Origin of the sequence: Streptomyces sp. NBC_00876, assembly GCF_045207435.1 — a bacterium.
Taxonomy (GTDB): Bacteria; Actinomycetota; Actinomycetes; order Streptomycetales; family Streptomycetaceae; genus Streptomyces.
This window is the reverse complement of record NZ_CP108800.1, coordinates 7,934,661-7,954,174: the sequence shown is the minus strand read 5'-3', so window position 1 is coordinate 7,954,174 and position 19,514 is coordinate 7,934,661. Positions and strand designations below refer to the sequence as shown.

The following is a 19,514-nucleotide window of genomic DNA, read 5'->3' as shown; positions in this document are numbered from 1 at the left end:
CGAGATTCCTTCCAACAGGGAGCGAAACGCGGGTCACTCGTCGGCTGCACCACGTCGGTATCGCCGGACCCTGCGGTACTGCAGGAGTTCGCCGTCCCGGTCGAGCTGCACCTCGTACGAGGCGAGGAGGCTTGTGGTGTCGGGGATCCGTGGAACTTCAAGAACGTCCACCACCACGCACCAGCCGTCGTCCTCGCGCCGCACGGCGGAGACCCCCTCCGTGGGATGGCCGATCAGCCCCTCCAAGCTCTTGCTGGCAGCACGAGCCGCATGCTCCGGTCCTCGCGCCGGTCGTCGGGCGCGGGAGGAGGTCGCCGTCTTCGAACTCCCGGCGTGTGTGCGACGTTGTTCTGCCATAAGGCCAGTCTCGTCACTCGCGTCGGCCGCGCATCTTGAGCGGATCCATCGGAGCGTGGCGTGAAGGCGAATCGCTTGATCCGTGAAGGATTCACGGTCACCAGGGCCATCGCCAATAATTCTCGTGGCGCTGGCAGCTAACGTTGCTCTTCCGCGTACGTGAGTGCCTCTCGATGCTCGTCAAGGCCCTCTCGCCCGTCCCGCGCCATCAAGGACAGGTCCGAGCATATTCTCCGCGCCATCTCCCGTGCGTCGTCCCGCGGCGCTGCCCCCTCGACGTACTCCAGAATTTCCAGCAATGCCCGGAGCTCACCGCTACGCAGCGCAACCTCGACGACTTCTTGCTTCTCGGCGGTCAGGGCGCTCACCACACGCCTTTGACAGGCATCGATCTGCAAGGAGGCGAATCAGCTGTCGTAACCCCAGGATTCCGCACTTCTGCTGGCGTCGTCGAAGACAGCGAGCCGCTGAAGAAGTGATTTCGGCTCCGCGTGCGGAGCGCGATAGAAGGGGCGCTCGTCGCTTCCCGAAAATTCGGCATTCAGCTGGACCTCGGAGAGGAACGCAGCCACCCGGCCGGGGGCAGGCGTCAACCCACCTCCCATCCATCGAGCAGACTCCATCAGCGTCCGGCCGACCCCCTCGGGGATGGAGAAGAAGCACCACCCCGAAACGCCACACCAAAGAAGCCCTGCGTCCCGGCCCTCGCCGAACTCCTTTCGCACTTACGTCGGCCGCCGACACATTCCATGACCGCCGGAATGGCGCCCGTCCTGCGCGCAGCCCATCCTGGACATGCGGCGACCGGTCGCCGCCACTACGCGGGCGAGAGGCGGCCATGGTCGCATCATCGCTTGGCATGCCGCGGCACATGCTGACTGTGCCGGGCGTCTGCACTCCGCAACACGACACGCACCTCCTTATACGGGCTCTCGCCCGGGAGAACATCAGCCCCGGGACACATGTCCTGGAACTGGGGACCGGCAGCGGGGCCCTGGCAGTTCACGCCGCCCGGCTGGGCGCATGCGTCACTGCCGTCGACATCTCGCACAGGGCGGTGCTGTGCGCCAGGGTGAACGCCGCCCTCCACCGCAGCCGGGTCACCGTCCGGTATCGGGATCTGTCCGCTCTCGACACGGGACAGTACGACATGGTGATCAGTAACCCCCCGTACGTTCCCTCGCCGATCGCACGGCCCCCCGTTGCGGGGCAAAGCCCGTGCGTGGGACGGTGGTCCGGACGGCCGTGCCGTCGTCAATCGGGTCTGTGCGACCGCCGCAACCGTTCTGCGACCCGGCGGAACACTGCTCATGGTCCATTCCAGAATGTGCGGCGCCCAGACCACGATCGATGTCCTCGCGCGGGCACGCCTCGACGCGGAGGTCATCGACCGCGCGCTCATCTCCCTGGGCCCCGTCCTGCGCTCCCCCGGGCGGTTGTCCGGGTGCGGACGGCGGCCCGGTAATCCCGCCGGGCCGCCGACGTCTGCCCGGGGTAGCCACGCACGGCACCCCGGCGTACAGCACGACATCGTCGCCCGAACCCGTACGGCCATACGCCCCCAGGGTGCTCACATCGCACGACTAAAGCTTGTTGCAGGAGCAGGCGGCGACGGAACGGACACCCGCTCCGGGAAGCAGCACGCGCCCCGGGCGCACGGCAGCAGGAACGCCGCCGACGTCCTATCGTGGAGATCACCGAGGGTCGCGGGCGCAGAGGCAGGCTGGGCATGACAGATCCGGAGATCGATTACAGGGCAGTGTTCGAGTCCCTGCCCGGCATGGTGGCGCTGCTGACCCCCGATCTGGTGTACGCGGACGCGAACGAGGCGTACCTGCACGCGGCCGGGCGCACCCGCGAGCAGGTGGTGGGCCGTTCTCCGTTCGATGTGTTTCCCGACAACCCGAGCGATCCCGGCGCCAGTGGTGCCCGCAACCTGCTGGCCTCCCTCCAGCGGGTCCTGGCGACTGCCGAGCGTGATGGCATGGCGCTCCAGCGCTACGACGTCCAGTCCCTGCAGCGGCCCGGCAAGTGGGAGGAGCGGTACTGGAGTCCGGTCAACGCCCCGGTCCTCGGCCCCGACGGCCGGGTCATCCTGATCGTGCACCGGGTGGAGGAGGTAACCGAGCTCATTTCGGCCCGCGGTGCCCCTGACGGCAGCCGGCCCCGGGTCCTGGAAGCCGAGCTCTACACCCGCGCCCGAGAACTGCAGGAAGTCAACGAGCGCCTGCGGCAAGCCCACAGCCGCGAACGCGAGGTCGCCCTCGTCCTGCAGGCGGCCATGCTGCCCGCCCCCGGGGACATCGGCCACAACCGCGCCGCCGTCCGCTACCGGCCTGCTGTCGGCTTCCTCAACATTTGCGGCGACTGGTACGACCTCGTCGACCTGCCCGGAGACCGCATCGCCGTGGCCGTCGGTGACGTCGTCGGCCACGGTCTGCACGCCGCCGGGGTCATGGGACAGCTCCGCAGCGCCCTCAGCGCCGCCTCCCTCGTCGCCGAGGGCCCCGCTCAGGCATTGGAGGCCCTCGGGCTTTATGCCCGCTCCGTCAGCGGCGCCGAGAACACCACCGCCGTCGAGACCTACATCGACTGGGACACCTACACTCTCACCTACAGCAGCGCCGGACACCTCCCGCCTGCCCTGCTCCGTGCCCAGGGCGATGTCGAGTTCCTCGACCGGGCCACCGACCCCCCTCTCGGGGCCCTCCCGGAACACGTACCACGTCCCCAGGCCGCCACCGGCTTCACTGAAGGCGACACCCTCGTCCTCTACACCGACGGACTCATCGAACGCCGAGGCGAAGACATCGACGCCGGACTCGCCCGCCTCGCGCACGCCCTCACCCGCCACCAGGGCGCCCACCCCGAAGCCCAGGCCGACGCGATCCTCCTCGACCTCCTCCCACCCGGCGGAACCACCGACGACACCGCCCTCGTCATCGTCCGCCTCTGAACCGAGTACCGCAGAGCGCGGGGGCGACCGACGGCCCGCGCACCCGCACATTCTCAAGGACGGGGATGAACTGCGGGCTGTCCGCCGCCTGGCCCGCAGTCAGGATGAATGCCAGGGGGCGGCACTTGCGGTCGGCCGGAGTTTGTGCCGGCGTCGGATGCGTTGCCGCTCTTCCCGAGCGGAATCGTCTTTGGTGACCCGCCCGCTTAGTCCTTCAAGGGAGCCCCCTTTGACCTGGCCTTCTCCTCTTCGGCAGCGGCTTTCTCCAGGGCGGTGACGAAGCTCTCATCGAGGTGAATCCCGGCCGCGTCGTGGTGGGCCCGAGCGGTGGTGGAGTCCACGCCGACCAGGGACAGGTCCACCTCGCCCCGCTTCGCGGCTTCGGCGATCAGGTCCTTCAGCAGTGCCTCGAACACGCCGGCATCACGCCGCTGCCGGAAGCGGTTGTGCACGGTCGACCAGGCACCGAACTCGGTCGGCATCTCCCACCACTGCCCGCCCGTCCTGAACCGCCAGATCACGCCCTCGATCAGCTGCCGCAGCCGCTCGGGGCACGGACCGCTCTCCCCGATCGGAAGGTGCGGCTCGACGAACTCCCACTCCTGATCTGCGAGTTGCACTCGCGTGTCCACTTTGGTCATCGGGTGCAGCACTTCCCCTCCGCGGCCCGAACAGCTAGGCGAAAGCGGGGCGATGATGGCCGCGTAGTCGACGATGCCCAGGCCACATGGAGACCCGAAACAGCCGCTCCTTTCACCGGCATCAGAAGCCAGCCCGTGAGGAGGTGTATTGGTGGGCGTCAGCGGGTGGGGCGCTGACACCCGGGGTCGGAGGGAACTGAATCTGCGGATTTGGGGCAACCAAGCGCCGTCGTTTCTGGTCGGTGGGGGACGGGTCGCCCTTCGTCGGGGCGGCCGCCCCTTTACCCGGGGCACGTCGCAGCGTGCGGCGCCAGTACGAGTTGAGCCTGCTGGCCGTGGCCAGCTCTTCCTGCTGCGACAGCTCATGGGTGGCTCGACCGGACCGCAACTTCATGACTCATCGGCCTTCACCCGTAGTCGCTCCAGCCCTCCGGATCGACCCAACCAGCAGTCACAGTATCCTGACATACCGTCAGAGAAGTCAGCATTGAGTCAGCATCCGCCCTGGCACACAAGGTCAGGCCGGGCACAGATGGGAACGCCGGTCCAGCGGAAGGCCTCCCCCTGAGGCACTCTCACCGGCGGTCCGACCGTTCTGACGGTTGGACCGCGAGTTCCCCCGCCGCCCGTTCGAGCGCCACTTCAATGACGCGGTGGCGCAGTGGGCACGGACGGGAGAAATGCCGGGTCAGGCGTCATAACCGACCTGGGCCCCTCTCGTTTCCCCTGTGGGTGCCAACACGCCCTTGGCATCGATCATCCAGCTGGATTGGAAGTTCACACGTGAGGCCTCAGGCCACCGACACGCGTCACATCGCCGAGCAGCGCCGGACGGCCGACCGTAGCAGCAACGGCCACCGCACCCTGACAGCGTCGGCCGCCGTGCACGCGTCCACCGCCTGCCACCCCGGCCGGGACGGCCTCCTCGGGCGGGACGGCCGTCCTTCCCTGCGCGCCGCCCTCGCCGCCGCAACGGAGGACGCCATCATCTACGACCTGGACGGCATCGGCCGCCAGTACACCGGCCTGTGTGCCGAACTGCCTGGTGTCGCCATCCGGTTCGCGATGAAGGCCTGCCCCGTGGGCGAGGTGCTCGACCACCTCGCCCGCATCGGTTCCGGCTTCGACGCGGCCGGCCCGCAGGAGATCGTCGAGGCGCTGCGGAGCGGGGCGGCCCCCGAATCGATCCACTACGGCAACACCGTCAAGTCCGACCGCAACATCGCGGAGGCCTACCGGCTGGGCGTGCGCGACTTCGCCACCGACAGCGTGGAGGACGTCGCCGCGATCGCCGAACACGCCCCCGGCACAAGGGTGTTCTGCCGGATCGCGACAACCGGCGATGGCGCATTGTGGGGCCTGAGCCATAAGTTCGGCTGTTCGCCCGAGGACGCCGTGAGGGTGCTCACTGCCGCCCGGGCCTCAGGGCTGGTGCCCTCCGGTCTGTCCGTACACGTCGGCTCCCAGCAGATGACAGCCGAGGCCTGGGGCGAGGCGGTCGAGACACTCGCCGCTCTGCTGGAGACACTCAACCGGCACGGCATCGTTCCGGACCGGATCAATCTCGGGGGTGGGCTGCCCGCCCTCGGTGTCCTCGATCGGCGAGGCCGACCACTGGAACCGCCGCTGGACAAGATGTTCGCGGTGATCCGCGAAGGCATGGAACGGCTGCGCGCCGTCAACGCCGCCCCGCTGGGCTTCCTGCTCGAGCCCGGCCGCCACCTGGTCGCCGACCACGGCGCGATCCGCGCCCACGTCGCCCGGCTCACCTCCCGCCATCGGCTCGACGGCACCCGTGAGGACTGGCTCTACCTCAGCTGCGGAAAGTTCAACGGCCTTTACGAGATGGACCAATTGCAGTACCGCCTGGAGTTCCCGACCCGCCCCGACGGGCAGTTCGTCAATGCCGTGGTGGCCGGTCCGACCTGTGACAGCGACGACGCCTACGCTCAGGACGGCATGGTGCGGGTTCCGCGCACGATCGCCTCCGGCGACCCGGTCTGGGTCCACTCCTGCGGTGCGTACGCCGCCGCATACACCACCCAGGGGTTCAACGGCTTCCCGCCGCTGCCGTACACCTGTATCGGCGGCCGGGAGCCGGACGGTGAAGGCGCATGAACGACACCCGAATCCGGCTGCTCCAAGAGGATGACTGGAACGAGTTGGTGACTCTCGAGGAGCTCGCCTACGCGGCGAGCGGCCTGTCCGAGGGCGAGGCGGCGTTGCGCTCCCGCCATCGTGCCTCGCCCTCGACCTGCTTCGTGCTGGAGCACACGGGCGGCTTCGGTGGCTACCTGCTCGCACTGCCCTACCCTCTCTTCCGCTGTCCGGACCTGAGCCTGGCCGAGGAAGGTGAGGACGGTGCGGTGCAGGGGAGCAATCTGCACCTCCATGACCTGGTGATCGCCGAGCGGGTACGCGGCCGGGGCCTGGCTCACCGAATGCACCAGCACCTGGAGGAGGCCGGACGGGCGGCCTCCTGTCGGACACTCTCCCTGGTCGCGGTTCACGGGTCGCAAACGCTGTGGAGCTCGCTGGGCTACCGCACCCGGACCGAGATCGGGCTGCCCGCGAGCTACGGCCCCGAGGCGGTCTACATGGTGAAGTCCCTGGAATCCGCCGGCCCGAGCCGGCTCTCGGGTCTCGTCCCGGAGCCGAAGCAGGCTGCCGCGGACGTGTCCGCCCCCAACGTGGCCCTCCGTTCCCGACCGGCCACCGGAGCGTTGTCCTTCTTCCTCGCATTCCAGAACGCCACCAGGGGTTCCGGGTAGCCGTCGCTCATCTCGAACGCACAGGGCGCACCATCGGCAACCGGGTGCGCCGGGCCTCCGGTCGGTCCGAAGCGGACCGGATCGTGCGGCGGGCCCGGCGCGACCGGGCGGTCCTCTACCGAGCCGTCGGGCCCGGGCCGTTGCGTGACCCGGGTGTCAGTACCGCCAGCGGACCGCCTCGATGACGTCCGCGTCGGTATGGGTCGCGAACAGCTCTGCCTCCGCCCGCCGGACGGCAAGCACGGCTTCGTACAGTTCGGCGCCGAGTGCCCGTCGAAGCAGAGCGGACTTCTCGTACGCGTCAGCCGTCTCCGGCAGGCTCGCCGGAAGGCGTTCGACGCTGTCGATGCCGGCGGGGTCGCTCCGGGTCTCGGGAGGCAGGGGCAGGCCGGCGTCGAGACCGGCGAGTCCGGCGGCCAGCACGCCGCCGATCTCCAGGTACGGGTTGGCGGTGGCGTCGAAGCACTTGAACTCTGCGTTGGCCTGCCCGGCGTGGGAGCCGGCGATCAGGCGCAGCGCCGCCTCTCGGTTCTCCAGGCCCCAGCAGCGGTAGGCCCCGGCATAGCGGGAGGGGACCAGACGCAGGTAGGACGCGACGCTGGGCGCACCGAGGGCGAGCAGGGCGGGCAACTCGGCCAGTACGCCCGCGAAGAAGTACTCGGCTTCGGGGTGCAGACCGTGACGGCCGGGGCCGCCGTGTCCGAGGTTTCGGCCCTGTCGCCAGAGGCTGATATGCAGGTGGCCGCCGTTGCCGATCTCACCCTCGGTGAAGACGGGCGCGTACGAGACACGCAGCCCGTGCCGGGCGGAAACGGCCCGGATGGTGTGACGCACCAGCATGGTGGTGTCGGCCGCCTCGACCGGCCCCTCGGCGGCGACCGAGACCTCGAACTGTCCGGCGGCGTACTCGGGGTGGAGCTGCAGCACGTCCAGTCCTTGCCCGGTGAGCGCGCGCAGCACCTCCCGCAGGTAGTCGGAGTGCTCGATGAAGCGGGTCATCCCGTACCCGGGCGCGACCGATGCCGGGTCGCCGGCGGCGTCGGCCACCACCCACTCGATCTCGATCCCGGCTCGCACCGAGAGCCCACGCCGCTCGACGGCCTCGGTGGCCCGGCGGGCGAAATCGCGCTGGCATCCGGGGTGCGGGGTGCCGTCCTGGGTGTAGCGGTCGGCCGGGGCCCAGGCCCAGCCGGGCTGTGCGGCGAGCGGGGTGAGCCGGTCGAGGTCGGGGACGAGCCGCAGATCGCCCATCGGGCCGGTACTCGACGGCGTGGTGGTGAAGGAGTCGTCCACCAGGGAGACGTCGAAGCAGGGCAGGGCTCCGACACCGTACTGGGCGGCGTGTTCGAGTTGGGCGAGGGGGACGGATTTCACCCGGGTGAGTCCGGCGTTGTCGACCCAGCCGAACACCACCCCGTCGATTCCGTCGGCGGTGAGCTGGGCTTCGACTGCCCGGGCCTGGGCGGCCCGTTCAGCCCGGGAGCGTGTGGTGGCCATGCCGTCCATGCTGGTGCTCGTGGCGGCGGGTGCACCAGCGATTGCCGGGAGTTCACTCGTCCGTGAACGGACGGAGCAGAGACGCGGCACAGGACGGGCGGCAATCCGTGAAGCACGACGCCTTGCCCGTGCCCGGCTGTTCGCATGACTGCCGCTCGTGTCGTCCGGGTTCGACGGGTTCGGCAACCCGTCGAGTCGTCTCGGCTCTGTGAGTCGGTCAGGCGTGCCGGAGGCAGAGGGTTCCCCACTGGAAGCCTGCGCCGATCCCGGACAGCACGTAGGTGTCTCCCGGGAGGAGGGAGCCCTCGGTGACGGTGGTGTGCAGTGCGGTGAACAGGCCGGCTGATCCGGTGTTGCCCAGCCGGTCGATGGTGATGGGTGCACGCTCACGGGGAACGCCCAGGGCGGCCATGGCCTCCGTGAGGATGTTCAGGTTGGCCTGGTGCAGGAAGAAGTGCCGGACCTGGTCGATCGGCACGCCGGCGCGCTCGGCGGCGCTGGTGATGCTCTCGGGCAGACGTGTGGTCGCGGCGTTCCAGACGGCGCGGCCGTCCATGGACAAGTAGTGCTCTCCGGCGGCGACGGTGGCGGTACTGGCGGGCAGCCGGGAGCCGCCGGCGGGGATCTGGACATCGTAGGAAAGCCGGGAGCCCAGGTCGTAGGAGAGCAGGCCCGCTCCAGGGGTGTCGGCACGGGTGAGGACCACGGCTGCCGCGGCGTCCCCGAAGAAGACACCAGTGGTGCGGTCGGTGGGATCGGTGATCCGGGAAGCGCAGTCGGCCGCGAGGAGCAGGATGGTGGTGATGGAGGGGTTCTGCAGGAGGTGGGCGGCGATCAGCATGGCCTGGATTCCGGAGGCGCAGGCGGCTTGCGTGACGTCAAGGGACAGAGCCCGGTGGGCGCCGAGGGCGTCTTTGACGATCAGCGCGGTCGACAGGAGCGGTTGGTCCCCGGTGTACGTGGCGACGATGACCGCGTCCAGTTGCCTGGGCTCGATGCCCGCGGCGTCCAGAGCCGGCCGGGCGGCGGCGACGCACATGTCGGAGGTCGCCAGAAGCGGGTCCAGACGGCGGCGTTCGCGAATACCGGTACGGCTGGTGATCCATTCGTCGCTGGTGTCCAGGGTGCGGGTGAGCTCCTGATTACTGACGACCGTCGGTGGCAGGTGCATCCCTGTTCCGGCGATGGCGAAGGGCACGGACAGGCCGGCGCCGGTCTGGTGGAAAACGGCCTGTTCCAGGGCAACGGTCACTGGGCGGCCCTCCGTTCGGGCGCGTTCGGTGTTCCTCGGAGAATTCCCATATTCCATTCCCTTCCCTATCGGTTCACGAATACCCGGCACTTCCGAGCGCTTTGCATTACAACGTCGCCGCATCGTCTCACGGAAATCTGATCTGAAGTTCACTTTTTAATCAATGAGAGTGATAAAGCATTCGACCGCTTGACTTCGCATAAATGGAAAGCCTTTGGCGTGCTGTGTGCGCGCGGGGGGCGGATACTGACGGTGATCGTTAATCGAATTCCTTTACGGAGGGCCTGTGCGACGGGACCGGCGGGACGGACGGGTTGCGAATTGTCTGCTCGCGCTGTTGAGCCGGGACTGGATCGGCGTGCCGGTCGCGGTGCTGGTGGCGGGGGCGGGCGCAGCGCTGGCCGGGGTGGGGACGGTTGGGGCGACGGCGCTCGGCTTCCTGGCGATGGCTGTCGGTGTGCTGCTGGCGGTGGGAGCCGTTCGCCACTTGGTCCTGATGGCCCGCGAGCGGCGGGAGAACCCCCCGCCGGGGCGGCTGGTCGGTGTGGGCGGGCACCGGATGCACGTTCTCGCCGAGGGAGAGGCCGGGAGCGGGCCGACGGTGGTCTGGATGGCCGGCGGGCACACCCCTGGAGAGGAATTCCAGGAACTGCACACGATGCTGTCGGCCCGAGCCCGGTCGGTGCTGGTCGACCGGTTCGGTTCGGGCTGGAGCGATGCCGGGACCTTTCCGAGAACGACGGCGGGCGAGGCGGAGGAACTCTGGGCGGCGCTGGAGGGGGCAAGGGAGCAGGCACCTTTCGTGCTCGTCGGTCATTCCTTCGGAGGGTTGCTGGTCGCGAACGCGGCCAGGCGTCGGCCCGATCTGGTGGCCGGTCTCGTGCTGCTCGATCCGACACCGCCCGAGGTTGTCGCCTTCGCACCGCGCAGCCGGCAGACCGCGCGGATGCGTCGTGGCCTCCTGCTGACGGCGGTGCGCCAGTTGTTCGGTGCCCACCGAGGCCCGGGGAACAGCGCGGGTCAGGCCTGCGCGGCAGCATCGGTCTTCGCCGAGCTGTCGCCGTCCGGGCTGGCGAGAGTCGGCTGGGAGACTGTGGTGTACGACGGGGATCTCGGTGACCTGCCTCTGGTGCTGGTGATTCCCCGGGATCTCATCGGCGGTGAGGCGGTGTTGGCCGGCGCCCGGGACGCCGCCGAGGCCGAGCGGATCGGCCGCTTCTACCTCCGGAGCAGGGTCCGGTATCTGTCGGCATCGACGTCGTCACGTCTGGTGCACACCCCGGAGGGCACGGGACACGACTTTCCGCACGAGGTTCCCTCGTTCGTGGTCGGTGTGGTCGAGGACCTGGTGCGGGAGCTTCGTACCACCGGTCCCTGACGGTCACACGGACGGTCATGACGTCCGCCCCTCGGACGGGGACATGCCCAGGGACGGCACGGAGGCGAGCAGCGTTCGGGTGTAGGGGTGCCGCGGTGAGCGCAGGATCGTCTCGGTGGGGGCGGTCTCGACGATCCGGCCGTGTCTCATGACTGCCACGACGTCGGAGACCTGGCAGACCGCCGGCAGGTTGTGACCGATGAAGAGAACGGACAGTCCGAGCCGTCGCTGGAGTTCACGGATTGTGTTCAGGACGGAGGCCTGCACCGAGACGTCGAGCGCCGAGGTGATCTCATCGGCGATCAGCAGGCCGGGGTCGACTGCCAGGGCGCGGGCGAGGGAAACCCGCTGGCGCTGGCCGCCGGACAACTGGCGCGGCAGGCGGTCGGCGAGCCGGGGGTCCAGGCCGACGAGGCGGAGCAGCTCGGTGACGCGCTCGGTGCGGGCGGCCCGGTCGAGTCGGCGGAAGACTGTGGCGGCTTCGACCAGCGTCTGGCGGGCCGTCATCCGGGGGTCGAGCGCGGTGTCCGGATCCTGGAGGACCACCTGGACGAGACGGCCGAGCCGACGCCGGTCGCGGACGGTGCGGGTACGGACCTCCCTGCCGTCGATCAGGACCCGGCCACCGTGCACGGGGACGAGGCCGACGATCGCGCCGGCCAGGCTGGACTTCCCGGATCCGGACTCGCCCACGAGCCCGAGCGTGGTGCCGGACGGGATCTCCAGCGAGACACCCTCCACGGCGGCGCGGGAGAAGCGGGCGCCGGGGTGGCGGACGGTGAGGCCGGTCACCTGAAGGTGGGTCATGAGGCGGCCGCCTTCTTCAGGACCGCTGTCACCGGTTCCGGATGCCAGCAGGCGACGCGGTGGGTCGCGTCGAATTCCTGCCACGGTGGAGCCTGCTCGGCGCAGTGGTCCTGGCGGCGCGGACAGCGGGGCTCGAACGGGCAGCCCGGTGCGGGCACGAGCGGGTCGGGCGGTGCGCCCTCGATCGTCGGCAGCGGCCGGCCGCGGTCGGCGGCGAGGTCCGGCACCGAGGCGACCAGGGCCCGGGTGTAGGGGTGCCGGGCACCGTCGGCGAGGCGGTCTGCGGGCACGGCCTCGACGATGGTGCCCGCGTACATCACCAGGACCCGTTCGCAGAACTCCCCCACGAGTGCGATGTCGTGACTGATGAACAGAAGCGCGGCGGAGGTGTCCCGCCGGATGTCGGTGAGCAGCCGGGTGATCTGCCGCTGCACGGTCACGTCGAGTGCGGTGGTCGGTTCGTCCGCGATGATCAGTCCCGGTCGCGTCATCAGCCCGGATGCGATCATCACGCGCTGGCGCTGGCCGCCGGAGAGCTGGTACGGACGTGAGCGCAGCAGCGCCGGGGACAGAGCGACCCGGCGCAGGGCGTCGGCAGCGTCCGCGTTGGCCTGGGCACGGCTCGTGCCGCGGTGGGCCCGGACGGCCTCGGTGAGCTGGGTGCCGATCCGCAGGGACGGGTTGAGCGCCGAGGCCGGGTTCTGGAAGATCACGGACAGGCCCGTCGCGAGGTGCCGGTCCCGCTCCTTCGGCGTCAGGGCGGCGAGGTCGGCTCCGAGCAGGCGCAGGGTGCGCCGGGACACCCGGGCACCGTAAGGGAGCAGGTCGGCGATGGCGAGCGCGGTGAGCGACTTGCCGGACCCCGACTCGCCGACGAGCCCGACGGCCTCGCCCGGCCGCAGTGAGAGGCTCACACCGCGCACCGGCTGGATCGTGCCGCCGGGGGTGGGGAGTTCGACGGTGAGGTCCTCGACCTGGAGGACCAGCCCGTCCTCGGCGGGGCCGCTCGGTGCGGGCGTCGGAGCGGGGGTGCGCGGCGCCGGGCCGCGGCGAGCGACGCTCCCGGCCAGGGCCTCGCCGAGCAGCTGGAAGGCCAGGGCCGCGTAGAGGACGGCAAGGCCCGGGGCCAGTGCGGGCAGCGGCTCGGCGTAGATCCGGTCCAGCCCCTGACTGAGCAGCAGTCCCCAGTCGTAGCCGGGCGGTTGGACGCCCAGGCCGAGGAAGCTCAGCCCGGAGAGCGCGACCAGAGTGGTGCCCGCCGCCGTAGTGGTGCTCAGGAACAGCGGCTCCGCGATGTTGGGCAGGACGTGCCGCCACAGCAGCCGGTGGCGGCGCAGGCCGAGGACCCGGGCCGCGGCCAGGTGATCGGTGCCCGCCACCCCCGCGGCGAGGGTCTGGGCGAGCCGGGCGAATCCGGGGACACCCGCCGCTGCGAGGGCCAGCACCGCCCCGGCGGCGCCCGCGCCGAACACGACCGCGAGGAACATCGCGACGAGGAGTGCCGGGAAGGCGAGCAGGAGGTTGATCAGCCCGGCGGTCAGCCGACGGCCGCGCCGGCCGAGGACCGCGGTACAGGCCCCGACAAGAATTCCCGAGCCCGCACCGAGCAGGACCGCCGCCAGCGCGAGCAGAAGGGAGGGCCGGGTGGCCGTCAGGACCCGGGCGAGCAGGTCCCGGCCGAGGCCGTCCGTTCCGAAGGGGTGAGCGGCGGAGGGGCCCCGGAGCACGGCCGAGGCGTCCGGGCGGCCGGCCGCCGCGCCCCAGAGCGTCGGACCGGCCAGGGCGAGCGCGACGAGTGACGCCAGCATGAACACGGTGGCCCAGGTGATGAGTGAGCGCCGGAAGCCGGATGGAAGGCACATGGTCACATCTCCCGGATGGCCGAACGGGGATCGAGTACGGCGAGCAGAACGTCGACGAGGAGACTGGCGAGCAGCACGGTGGTGCCCAGAACCAGCACCATCGCCTGGACCACCGGGTAGTCCTGTGCGACCGCGGACTGGGCCATGGCCGATCCGATGCCGGGCCAGGCGAATACCTTCTCGACCAGCACGGTGCCTGCGATCAGGGCGGGCAGCAGACTTCCGGCGACCGTGAGTGCGGCTGTGGCCGTGTTCGGTGCGGCGTGCCGGAGGCAGCGGCGTGCGGGAGACAGCCGTTTGCTGCGGGCGGTGCGCAGGTAGTCCTCGTTCAGCACTTTCAGCGCTTCCACCCGGACGATGCGGAGCAGGACGGCGGTGGGGGCGAGGGAGAGCGCGAGGACGGGCAGGACGAAGGACCCGACGCCCGCCGCACCCGCCACCGGGAGCAGTTGGAGGCCGACGGCCAGCAGCGCGGTGAGCCCGGCGGCCAGGACGAAGTCCGGCACTCCCGCCAGACCGGCGGTGACCGCGGTGAACGCCAGCTCGGTGCGCGGGCGGCGGCCGTCGAGGGTGCGGACGGCGGCGAGCAGGCCGCCGGGCAGGGCGACGACGAGGGTGACCACGAAGGCGAGTCCGGCGATCTCCAGGGTCGCCGGCAGCCGGGTGCGGATCATTTCCGCGACCGGTGTGCCGGTGACCAGAGAGGTGCCGAGGTCCCCGTGCAGGAGGCCGGCGAGGTAGTGCCGGTACTGGGACAGGAAGGGTATGTCGAGCCCGAGGGCGTGCCTGCGGGCGGCCACCAGGTCGGGGGCGGCGTCGACACCGAGCGCGGCCCGGACCGGATCGCCGGGGACGAGCCGGATCATCGCGAAGGACGCGGTGAGCACGAAGCCGAGGGAGAGGATCAGCCGGAGGGTGCGGCGGCCGAGGAACACCGTCCAGGGGTGCCGCAGCAGTTGGGGTACGGACATGGTGGGCCCTCGGTCACTGAGGTGGGCGGTCACTGGTGGAGCCGGATGCTGGTGGGAACGAGCTGACCGCCGAAGGTGGTGGCGAAGGTGGTGCGGTAGCCGTAGACGCTGCTCCGGCCTTCGGCGATCGGCAGTGCGTCGGCCGAGCGGAGGAGCGCGGCGGCTGCCCGGTTCCAGGTGCCGCATCCGGTGGTGTCGGGCTCCCGGAGTGCCTGGGCGACCAGAGCGGCGTACTCGGGATTGCTCACCCCCGCGAAGTTGAGGCCCTGGGCGGGGGTGGGGCCGGAGAAGAAGGGGATGAAGCCGGCCGGCAGGGCGAAACCGGGGGTACTGCCGACCACGACGTCGAAGTCGGCACTCCGGTACATGGCGTTCACGAGGGCGGGCAGGCTCTCGGTCACCAGGTCGACCTCGGCGCCGAGCTCCGTCCACTCCCCGGCCATCAGCTCGGCGACGGAGGCCAGGGTCGGACCGACGTCGGGGCTGGTGATCAGGCGGAGCCGGAGCGGCCGGCCGTCCTTGGTCAGCGGGCCGTCGGCGGAGCGGGTCCAGCCGGCCTCACGCAGGGCCTCGACGGCGTTCTGCGCGGGCAGGTTGGCATCGGCGAGGTCGGCGTGGCAGACGGCGCCCTCGGCGCCGAAGTCGGTGGCCGGGCTCCCGGTGCCGCCGACGGCGACGTTGGCCAGTCCCCGGCGGTCGAGGGCGGACACCAGGGCGCGGCGCAGCTCCCGGTCCGCGAGTACCCGGCCGGGGCGCTGGTTGAAGAACGTGAGCCCGACCACGGTCGCCACGTCGGCGGTGGTCAGGCCGTGGCCGGTGAGCCGGGCGCGGTCCGGTCCGCTCACGCCCGCGATGTCGACGCCTCCGGTGAGCAGCAGGTTCGCCGCGGTCGAGGACTGCGGCACCACCGAGATGACGATGTGCCCGGGGAGGCCGGGGGGCGTGGTCGTCGCCCCGGCGGGTCCCCAGGAGTAGTCGTCACGGACGGTGAACTCGTACGGTCCGCCGGGGGTGTAGCGGGTCAGTACGTAGGGGCCGGTTCCCTGGGTGGCGCGGTCCAGCGAACCGGGCCGGTCCAGGCCGGCGGGACAGACGATCGGCAGCAGACCGATGGTGCGGGTGAGGAAGGGGAAGGGGGCGGCGGCGGCCGCCGACACCCTGCCTGTCCCGTCGTCGGCGCTCGCGGTGAACGGGACGTCCGGCAGGACGGTGCGGGCGCCGGCGAGCTGGTTGGCCGGGTCCCCCGCGTAGGTGAGCGCCCGGGCCACCGCCGAGGCGGTGAGGGGAGTTCCGTCGGAGCAGGTGACGCCTGGGCGGAGGGTGAAGGTGGCCGTGGTCGTGGTGGCCTGCCAGGAGGAGGCCAGGCCGCTGACCAGGGTGCCGTCGGGGGCGAGGTTGACCAGGGAGTCGTAGGCGTAGCGGGCCTGGGCGGCGCCGAAGGCGGAGTACGGGTCGAAGCTCGGTGTCTCGCTGGACTCGGCGATCCGGACGGTGCCTCGGTCCACCAGGGGGGTGCTCGTGGAAGAGGTGGCGACGCCGCCGCAGCCGCCCAGCGCGACGGCCGAGGCCGTGAGAGCGGCCGCCAGGGCGACCGGCGGAGTGCGTCGGAACATGGCGTCATGGTCGCACCGGGGCTTGGTCATGGTGACTCAACTGACCTGCGCGGAAGGCGTGTTCGAACATCCCGAATCGCCGGGCGGCTTGGCCGGGGGCCGTCGGAGACGGCTGGGGCGGCGATTCCTGATTCACCCTTTCGAGGGGCGCCGGGCCCACCGTGTCACGCGCCCACCGCTCCCCGGGTCTGCGGCGGCGCACGGCGGGTGGACATGACACACCTTCGAGAAGGCAGTCAGTTAATCATTCTGGATGGTGTTCGGGCGTGTCGTGATTGCGGGTTACGCGGGAAGATCATCACCACTCACATGAGTGAATTAGCAGGGCTCATTTGGCCCAGTCGGGTGTGGCTCGACTACCGTGATCACGGGATCGGACGGCGCATTCCGGTGGTCCGGGAAAATCGATTCGTTGGATGAGCCCGGATTTCGAGATGGAATGCTTCATATCCGCCCGGCTGTGCACTGCTTCGGTGTTCGCCGCTCCCGGGTTCCCTGTCATACGTATGCGTAGAGAGGACGAAGCATCATGCCGCCTGTAGTACCGCCCTTCCTGGTCGGCCTCATCGTCGCGCCACTGGCCAAACGCCTGCTCAAGCCCCTGGTGGGTGGAGTCATCAAAGCGTCCGTCGGCATCGCGATGGAGGTGAAGAAGGCAGCTCAGGAGGCCGGGGAGAACATCCATGACCTCGCGGCCGAAGTGGCCGCCGACGTGGTGGCCGCCCAGATCGCCGCAGGTGAGACCGAAATCCCCTCCAGTGACGGCCAGCACGCCACCGGGCACGGAGCCAAGGGGGAACAGAGGGCCCCGAAGATCCGTGCGACCGCCGGCGCCGCCGGAAAGACGCACTGACAGCCCGTAAGGGATGTCGGCCGCCGCCAGGCGCGCATGCCGATCGATTTCGGCGGAAAGCGCCGGGCGGCGGCCGTTGACCGGCTGTTCGCCCATCGATATCTGCCGTACACCATTTCCCGCTCTGTCGCCGTAATCCGTCGTGTCCGTGGCGTTTTTCCGCGACCTCCTCAAACAGGTGATCGTACACATGCCATCGCTACTGGGTGCCGCCACCGAATTCCGCTCGGTGGAATTGGGTGCGAGCCCGCGCTCGGTCACACCGGGCCGCCAGCGCTGGGACGTCAAGCTGGTCCTCGGACGCCCCCGGACGGCCGAGATCCTCGCCGCTGCGCTGCGCCGCATTCCCGGGATCACCGAGGCCCAGGCCAGTCCCGTCACCGGCAGGGTGCTCGTCCGGCATGACGCGCGGCTGCGCGCCACGGACATCGGCCGGATCATCCGCAGGGCCGTCACCCGGGTCGCGCAGGTACCCACCGGCGTGGGGCGTCCGGCACCGGCCCACCCGGACCGTGCGCCGGCGCCCCGGGCGGACCCCGGCCTGGTCGTGCGCCCGGTGCTCGCCGTCGGCGGCGGGGTCGCGGCCGGGGTCGCCCTGGTCAAGGGCTCGGCGCTGAGCAGGCAGCTGGTGGCTGCGGGCGGGATCGCAGCAGCGACCGCGGTCGTGCTGCGAAAGGCCTGGCGCGAAACGGTCGACACGTCCCGGGACGCGACCGGGCCCGGTGCCGAGCATCACCCCTTGCTGGAGATCGTCGGTCCGCACCGGCGCCGCCTCTACCGGGCCGCCGCACTGTCCGTCGCCTGCCAGGCCGCGGAGATCGCGCTCGGCACCTTCCTCGGATGGACCGGACTCGTCCTCATCAAGGGCGAGGCAGCTCCGCTGGTGAGCCTCGGCCTGACCACGGCCTCCGCTCAACTCTGGGGCCTGGCGGGACTGGTGGCCCTGGCCTGCGCCGGGGTGGCGGGCCTCTCGTACGCCTCGAACCTCCAGTGGCGCCGGCTCGGACAGGACATCGAGCACGAGTGGCGGAGCCGCACGTACCGACACGTACAGCACCTCGAACTGGGGCATCTGGAGGGTGAGCGGACCAGCCGGGTGGCCGGCGCGCTCACCAACGACGTCGGCCAGCTGGGCGCCTTCTTCGCCGGCCCGGCCAACGACGTGCTGCAACTGGGCACCAGTCTGGCCGTCCTGGTGCCGGCGTTCCTCCTGCTGGCACCCCAGATCGCCTGGATCGCGTTCCTGCCGGTCCCGGTCATCGCCTGGCTGTCGCTGCACCACCAGAAGAAGGCCGCGGCCGACTACGCCGCCACCGGCGAGTGCCGGTCCAGGCTGGGCAGCCAGGTGATCAACTCGCTCGAAGCCGGTGCGACCGTCAAGAGTTTCTGCACCGAGGAGTACGAGGCCGAACGCATCGACGAGCTGAGCGGGTCGGTCCAGGAGAGCAGCCGGCAGACCGACCGGAGCACGATCCGCCACGCCGAGACGGTCCGGTCCTGCACCACCGCGTCGATGGCGGCAACCCTGCTGATCGGCGGACGTTCGGTACTCAACGGCACCCTGCGCTTCGAGGTGTTCAGCCCGCTGATCGGGCTCCCCCAGATGCTGCTGATGCGGATGAGCCGGCTCGGCGGCATCACCGACCAGTACCAGCGCACCCTCGCCTCGTACAACCGGGTCCAGCGGCTGCGCGCCCTGCCCGTCGAGGCCGACGGCGGCGACGGGACGCTCGACCTGGCCGAGGTACGGGGCGAAATCGTCCTCGACGGGGTCACGTTCGCCTACCCCGGCCGGCCGACGGCACTGAAGGACCTCTCGCTGACCATCCCGGCCGGGCAGGTGACCGCCCTGGTGGGCGCCACGGGCTCCGGCAAGACGACAATCGCCCGACTGCTGATGCGATTCCAGGACGCCCAGTCCGGAAGGGTACTGATCGACGGACAGGACATTCGGGACCTTCGGCGGCACAACCTGCGGCACGCCATCGGCTTCGTCGCCCAGGACCCGTTCCTCTTCGACGGCAGCATCGCCGACAACATCCGCTACGGCAGCTTCGAAGCCTCCGACGAGGCATTGATCCAGGCTGCCGTCATGGCCGAGGCCCACACCTTCATCGCGACGCTGCCGGACGGCTACGACACCCTGATCGGTGAACGCGGTGCCGCGCTCTCCGGCGGTCAGCGGCAGCGGATCGCCCTGGCTCGCGCGATCCTCAAGGACTCGCCGGTCGTGATCCTCGACGAGGCCACCTCCGCCGTCGACAACGAGACCGAGGCCGCCATCCAGCGCACCCTGCGCGGTTTCGCGGCCGACCGCACGATGGTCGTCATCGCCCACCGCCTCTCCACGGTCCGCCACGCCGACCGCATCTACGTCATGGACAAGGGCGGCATCGTCGCCGAACAGGGCACCCACAACGAACTCCTCGCCCAGCACGGGCTCTACGCATCTCTCTGGCAGCTACAGGCCGGCGAACTCGCCGCCTGACCGCAGAAGAAGGTCGCCCCGCCCGCCGATCGCGTGACATCACCGCACTCGGCGCGGCCCGGCACGTC

The 19,514-nt window shown here is 70.4% G+C and carries 15 protein-coding genes and 1 pseudogene; 7 read left to right on the top strand and 9 right to left on the bottom strand.

Annotation, left to right across the window (positions count from 1 at the left end):
• Positions 1–33: 33 nt before the first annotated feature.
• The gene (locus tag OG782_RS34700; protein ID WP_326733759.1) at positions 34–357 is read right to left on the bottom strand and encodes a gas vesicle protein; all 324 of its coding nucleotides are present in this window, start codon (positions 355–357) and stop codon (positions 34–36) included.
• 137 nt (positions 358–494) lie between these two features.
• Positions 495–725, bottom strand: coding sequence for a hypothetical protein (locus OG782_RS34695; RefSeq protein WP_406459483.1), 231 nt, complete (start codon positions 723–725; stop codon positions 495–497).
• On the opposite strand from OG782_RS34695, the gene OG782_RS34690 reads away from it, so the two are divergent.
• Positions 656–1,822, top strand: a complete 1,167-nt coding sequence (locus tag OG782_RS34690) for a methyltransferase (RefSeq protein ID WP_406457912.1) — start codon at positions 656–658, stop codon at positions 1,820–1,822. The two genes, OG782_RS34695 and OG782_RS34690, sit on opposite strands and share 70 nt — an antisense overlap.
• 264 nt (positions 1,823–2,086) lie before the next feature.
• Entirely contained in the window at positions 2,087–3,313 is a 1,227-nt protein-coding gene (locus OG782_RS34685) for a PP2C family protein-serine/threonine phosphatase (protein WP_406457910.1), read from the top strand.
• A gap of 19 nt (positions 3,314–3,332) precedes the next feature.
• Here the strand turns inward: OG782_RS34685 and OG782_RS34680 are convergent.
• Positions 3,333–3,954 (bottom strand): annotated as a pseudogene (locus tag OG782_RS34680) (IS5 family transposase); the annotation flags it as partial.
• A gap of 948 nt (positions 3,955–4,902) precedes the next feature.
• Between OG782_RS34680 and OG782_RS34675 the strand changes: the two are divergent.
• Together OG782_RS34675 and OG782_RS34670 are read left to right on the top strand one after the other, a co-directional pair.
• Positions 4,903–6,072: a type III PLP-dependent enzyme gene (locus OG782_RS34675; protein WP_406459432.1), complete on the top strand. Its 1,170-nt coding sequence runs from the start codon at positions 4,903–4,905 to the stop codon at positions 6,070–6,072.
• Positions 6,069–6,725, top strand: a complete 657-nt coding sequence (locus OG782_RS34670) for a GNAT family N-acetyltransferase (RefSeq protein WP_406457908.1) — start codon at positions 6,069–6,071, stop codon at positions 6,723–6,725. Before OG782_RS34675 ends, OG782_RS34670 begins: the two co-directional genes overlap by 4 nt.
• Before the next feature lie 156 nt (positions 6,726–6,881).
• On the opposite strand, the gene OG782_RS34665 is transcribed toward OG782_RS34670, so the two are convergent.
• Together OG782_RS34665 and OG782_RS34660 are read right to left on the bottom strand one after the other, a co-directional pair.
• Positions 6,882–8,222 (bottom strand): glutamine synthetase, encoded by a 1,341-nt coding sequence (locus OG782_RS34665; RefSeq protein ID WP_406457906.1) that lies wholly within the window; start codon positions 8,220–8,222, stop codon positions 6,882–6,884.
• A 217-nt stretch (positions 8,223–8,439) separates the two neighbouring features.
• Positions 8,440–9,474 carry a 3-oxoacyl-ACP synthase III family protein gene (locus tag OG782_RS34660; protein WP_406457904.1) on the bottom strand — a complete coding sequence of 345 codons (1,035 nt, stop codon included), beginning with the start codon at positions 9,472–9,474 and terminating at the stop codon, positions 8,440–8,442.
• Positions 9,475–9,811: 337 nt separating this feature from the next.
• Here OG782_RS34660 and OG782_RS34655 point away from each other — a divergent pair, with 337 nt between their 5' ends.
• The gene (locus tag OG782_RS34655) at positions 9,812–10,852 is read left to right on the top strand and encodes an alpha/beta fold hydrolase (protein WP_406457902.1); all 1,041 of its coding nucleotides are present in this window, start codon (positions 9,812–9,814) and stop codon (positions 10,850–10,852) included.
• Between the two features lie 15 nt (positions 10,853–10,867).
• On the opposite strand, the gene OG782_RS34650 is transcribed toward OG782_RS34655, so the two are convergent.
• From OG782_RS34650 to OG782_RS34635, 4 genes are read right to left on the bottom strand one after another with little or no spacing between them, the layout of a single operon-like run.
• On the bottom strand, positions 10,868–11,659 hold the full coding sequence (locus tag OG782_RS34650; protein WP_406457900.1) for an ABC transporter ATP-binding protein: 792 nt from the start codon (positions 11,657–11,659) through the stop codon (positions 10,868–10,870).
• A complete protein-coding gene (locus OG782_RS34645) occupies positions 11,656–13,521 on the bottom strand; it encodes a dipeptide/oligopeptide/nickel ABC transporter permease/ATP-binding protein (RefSeq protein WP_406457898.1) in 1,866 nt (621 codons plus the stop codon). Before OG782_RS34645 ends, OG782_RS34650 begins: the two co-directional genes overlap by 4 nt.
• A gap of 2 nt (positions 13,522–13,523) precedes the next feature.
• Positions 13,524–14,492 (bottom strand): ABC transporter permease, encoded by a 969-nt coding sequence (locus OG782_RS34640; protein ID WP_406457896.1) that lies wholly within the window; start codon positions 14,490–14,492, stop codon positions 13,524–13,526.
• Positions 14,493–14,521: 29 nt separating this feature from the next.
• The gene (locus OG782_RS34635; RefSeq protein WP_406457894.1) at positions 14,522–16,105 is read right to left on the bottom strand and encodes an ABC transporter substrate-binding protein; all 1,584 of its coding nucleotides are present in this window, start codon (positions 16,103–16,105) and stop codon (positions 14,522–14,524) included.
• A gap of 529 nt (positions 16,106–16,634) precedes the next feature.
• On the opposite strand from OG782_RS34635, the gene OG782_RS34630 reads away from it, so the two are divergent.
• Positions 16,635–16,958 (top strand): DUF5132 domain-containing protein, encoded by a 324-nt coding sequence (locus tag OG782_RS34630; protein ID WP_406457892.1) that lies wholly within the window; start codon positions 16,635–16,637, stop codon positions 16,956–16,958.
• Positions 16,959–17,148: 190 nt separating this feature from the next.
• Positions 17,149–19,446, top strand: coding sequence for an ATP-binding cassette domain-containing protein (locus OG782_RS34625; RefSeq protein ID WP_406457890.1), 2,298 nt, complete (start codon positions 17,149–17,151; stop codon positions 19,444–19,446).
• Positions 19,447–19,514 lie beyond the last annotated feature (68 nt).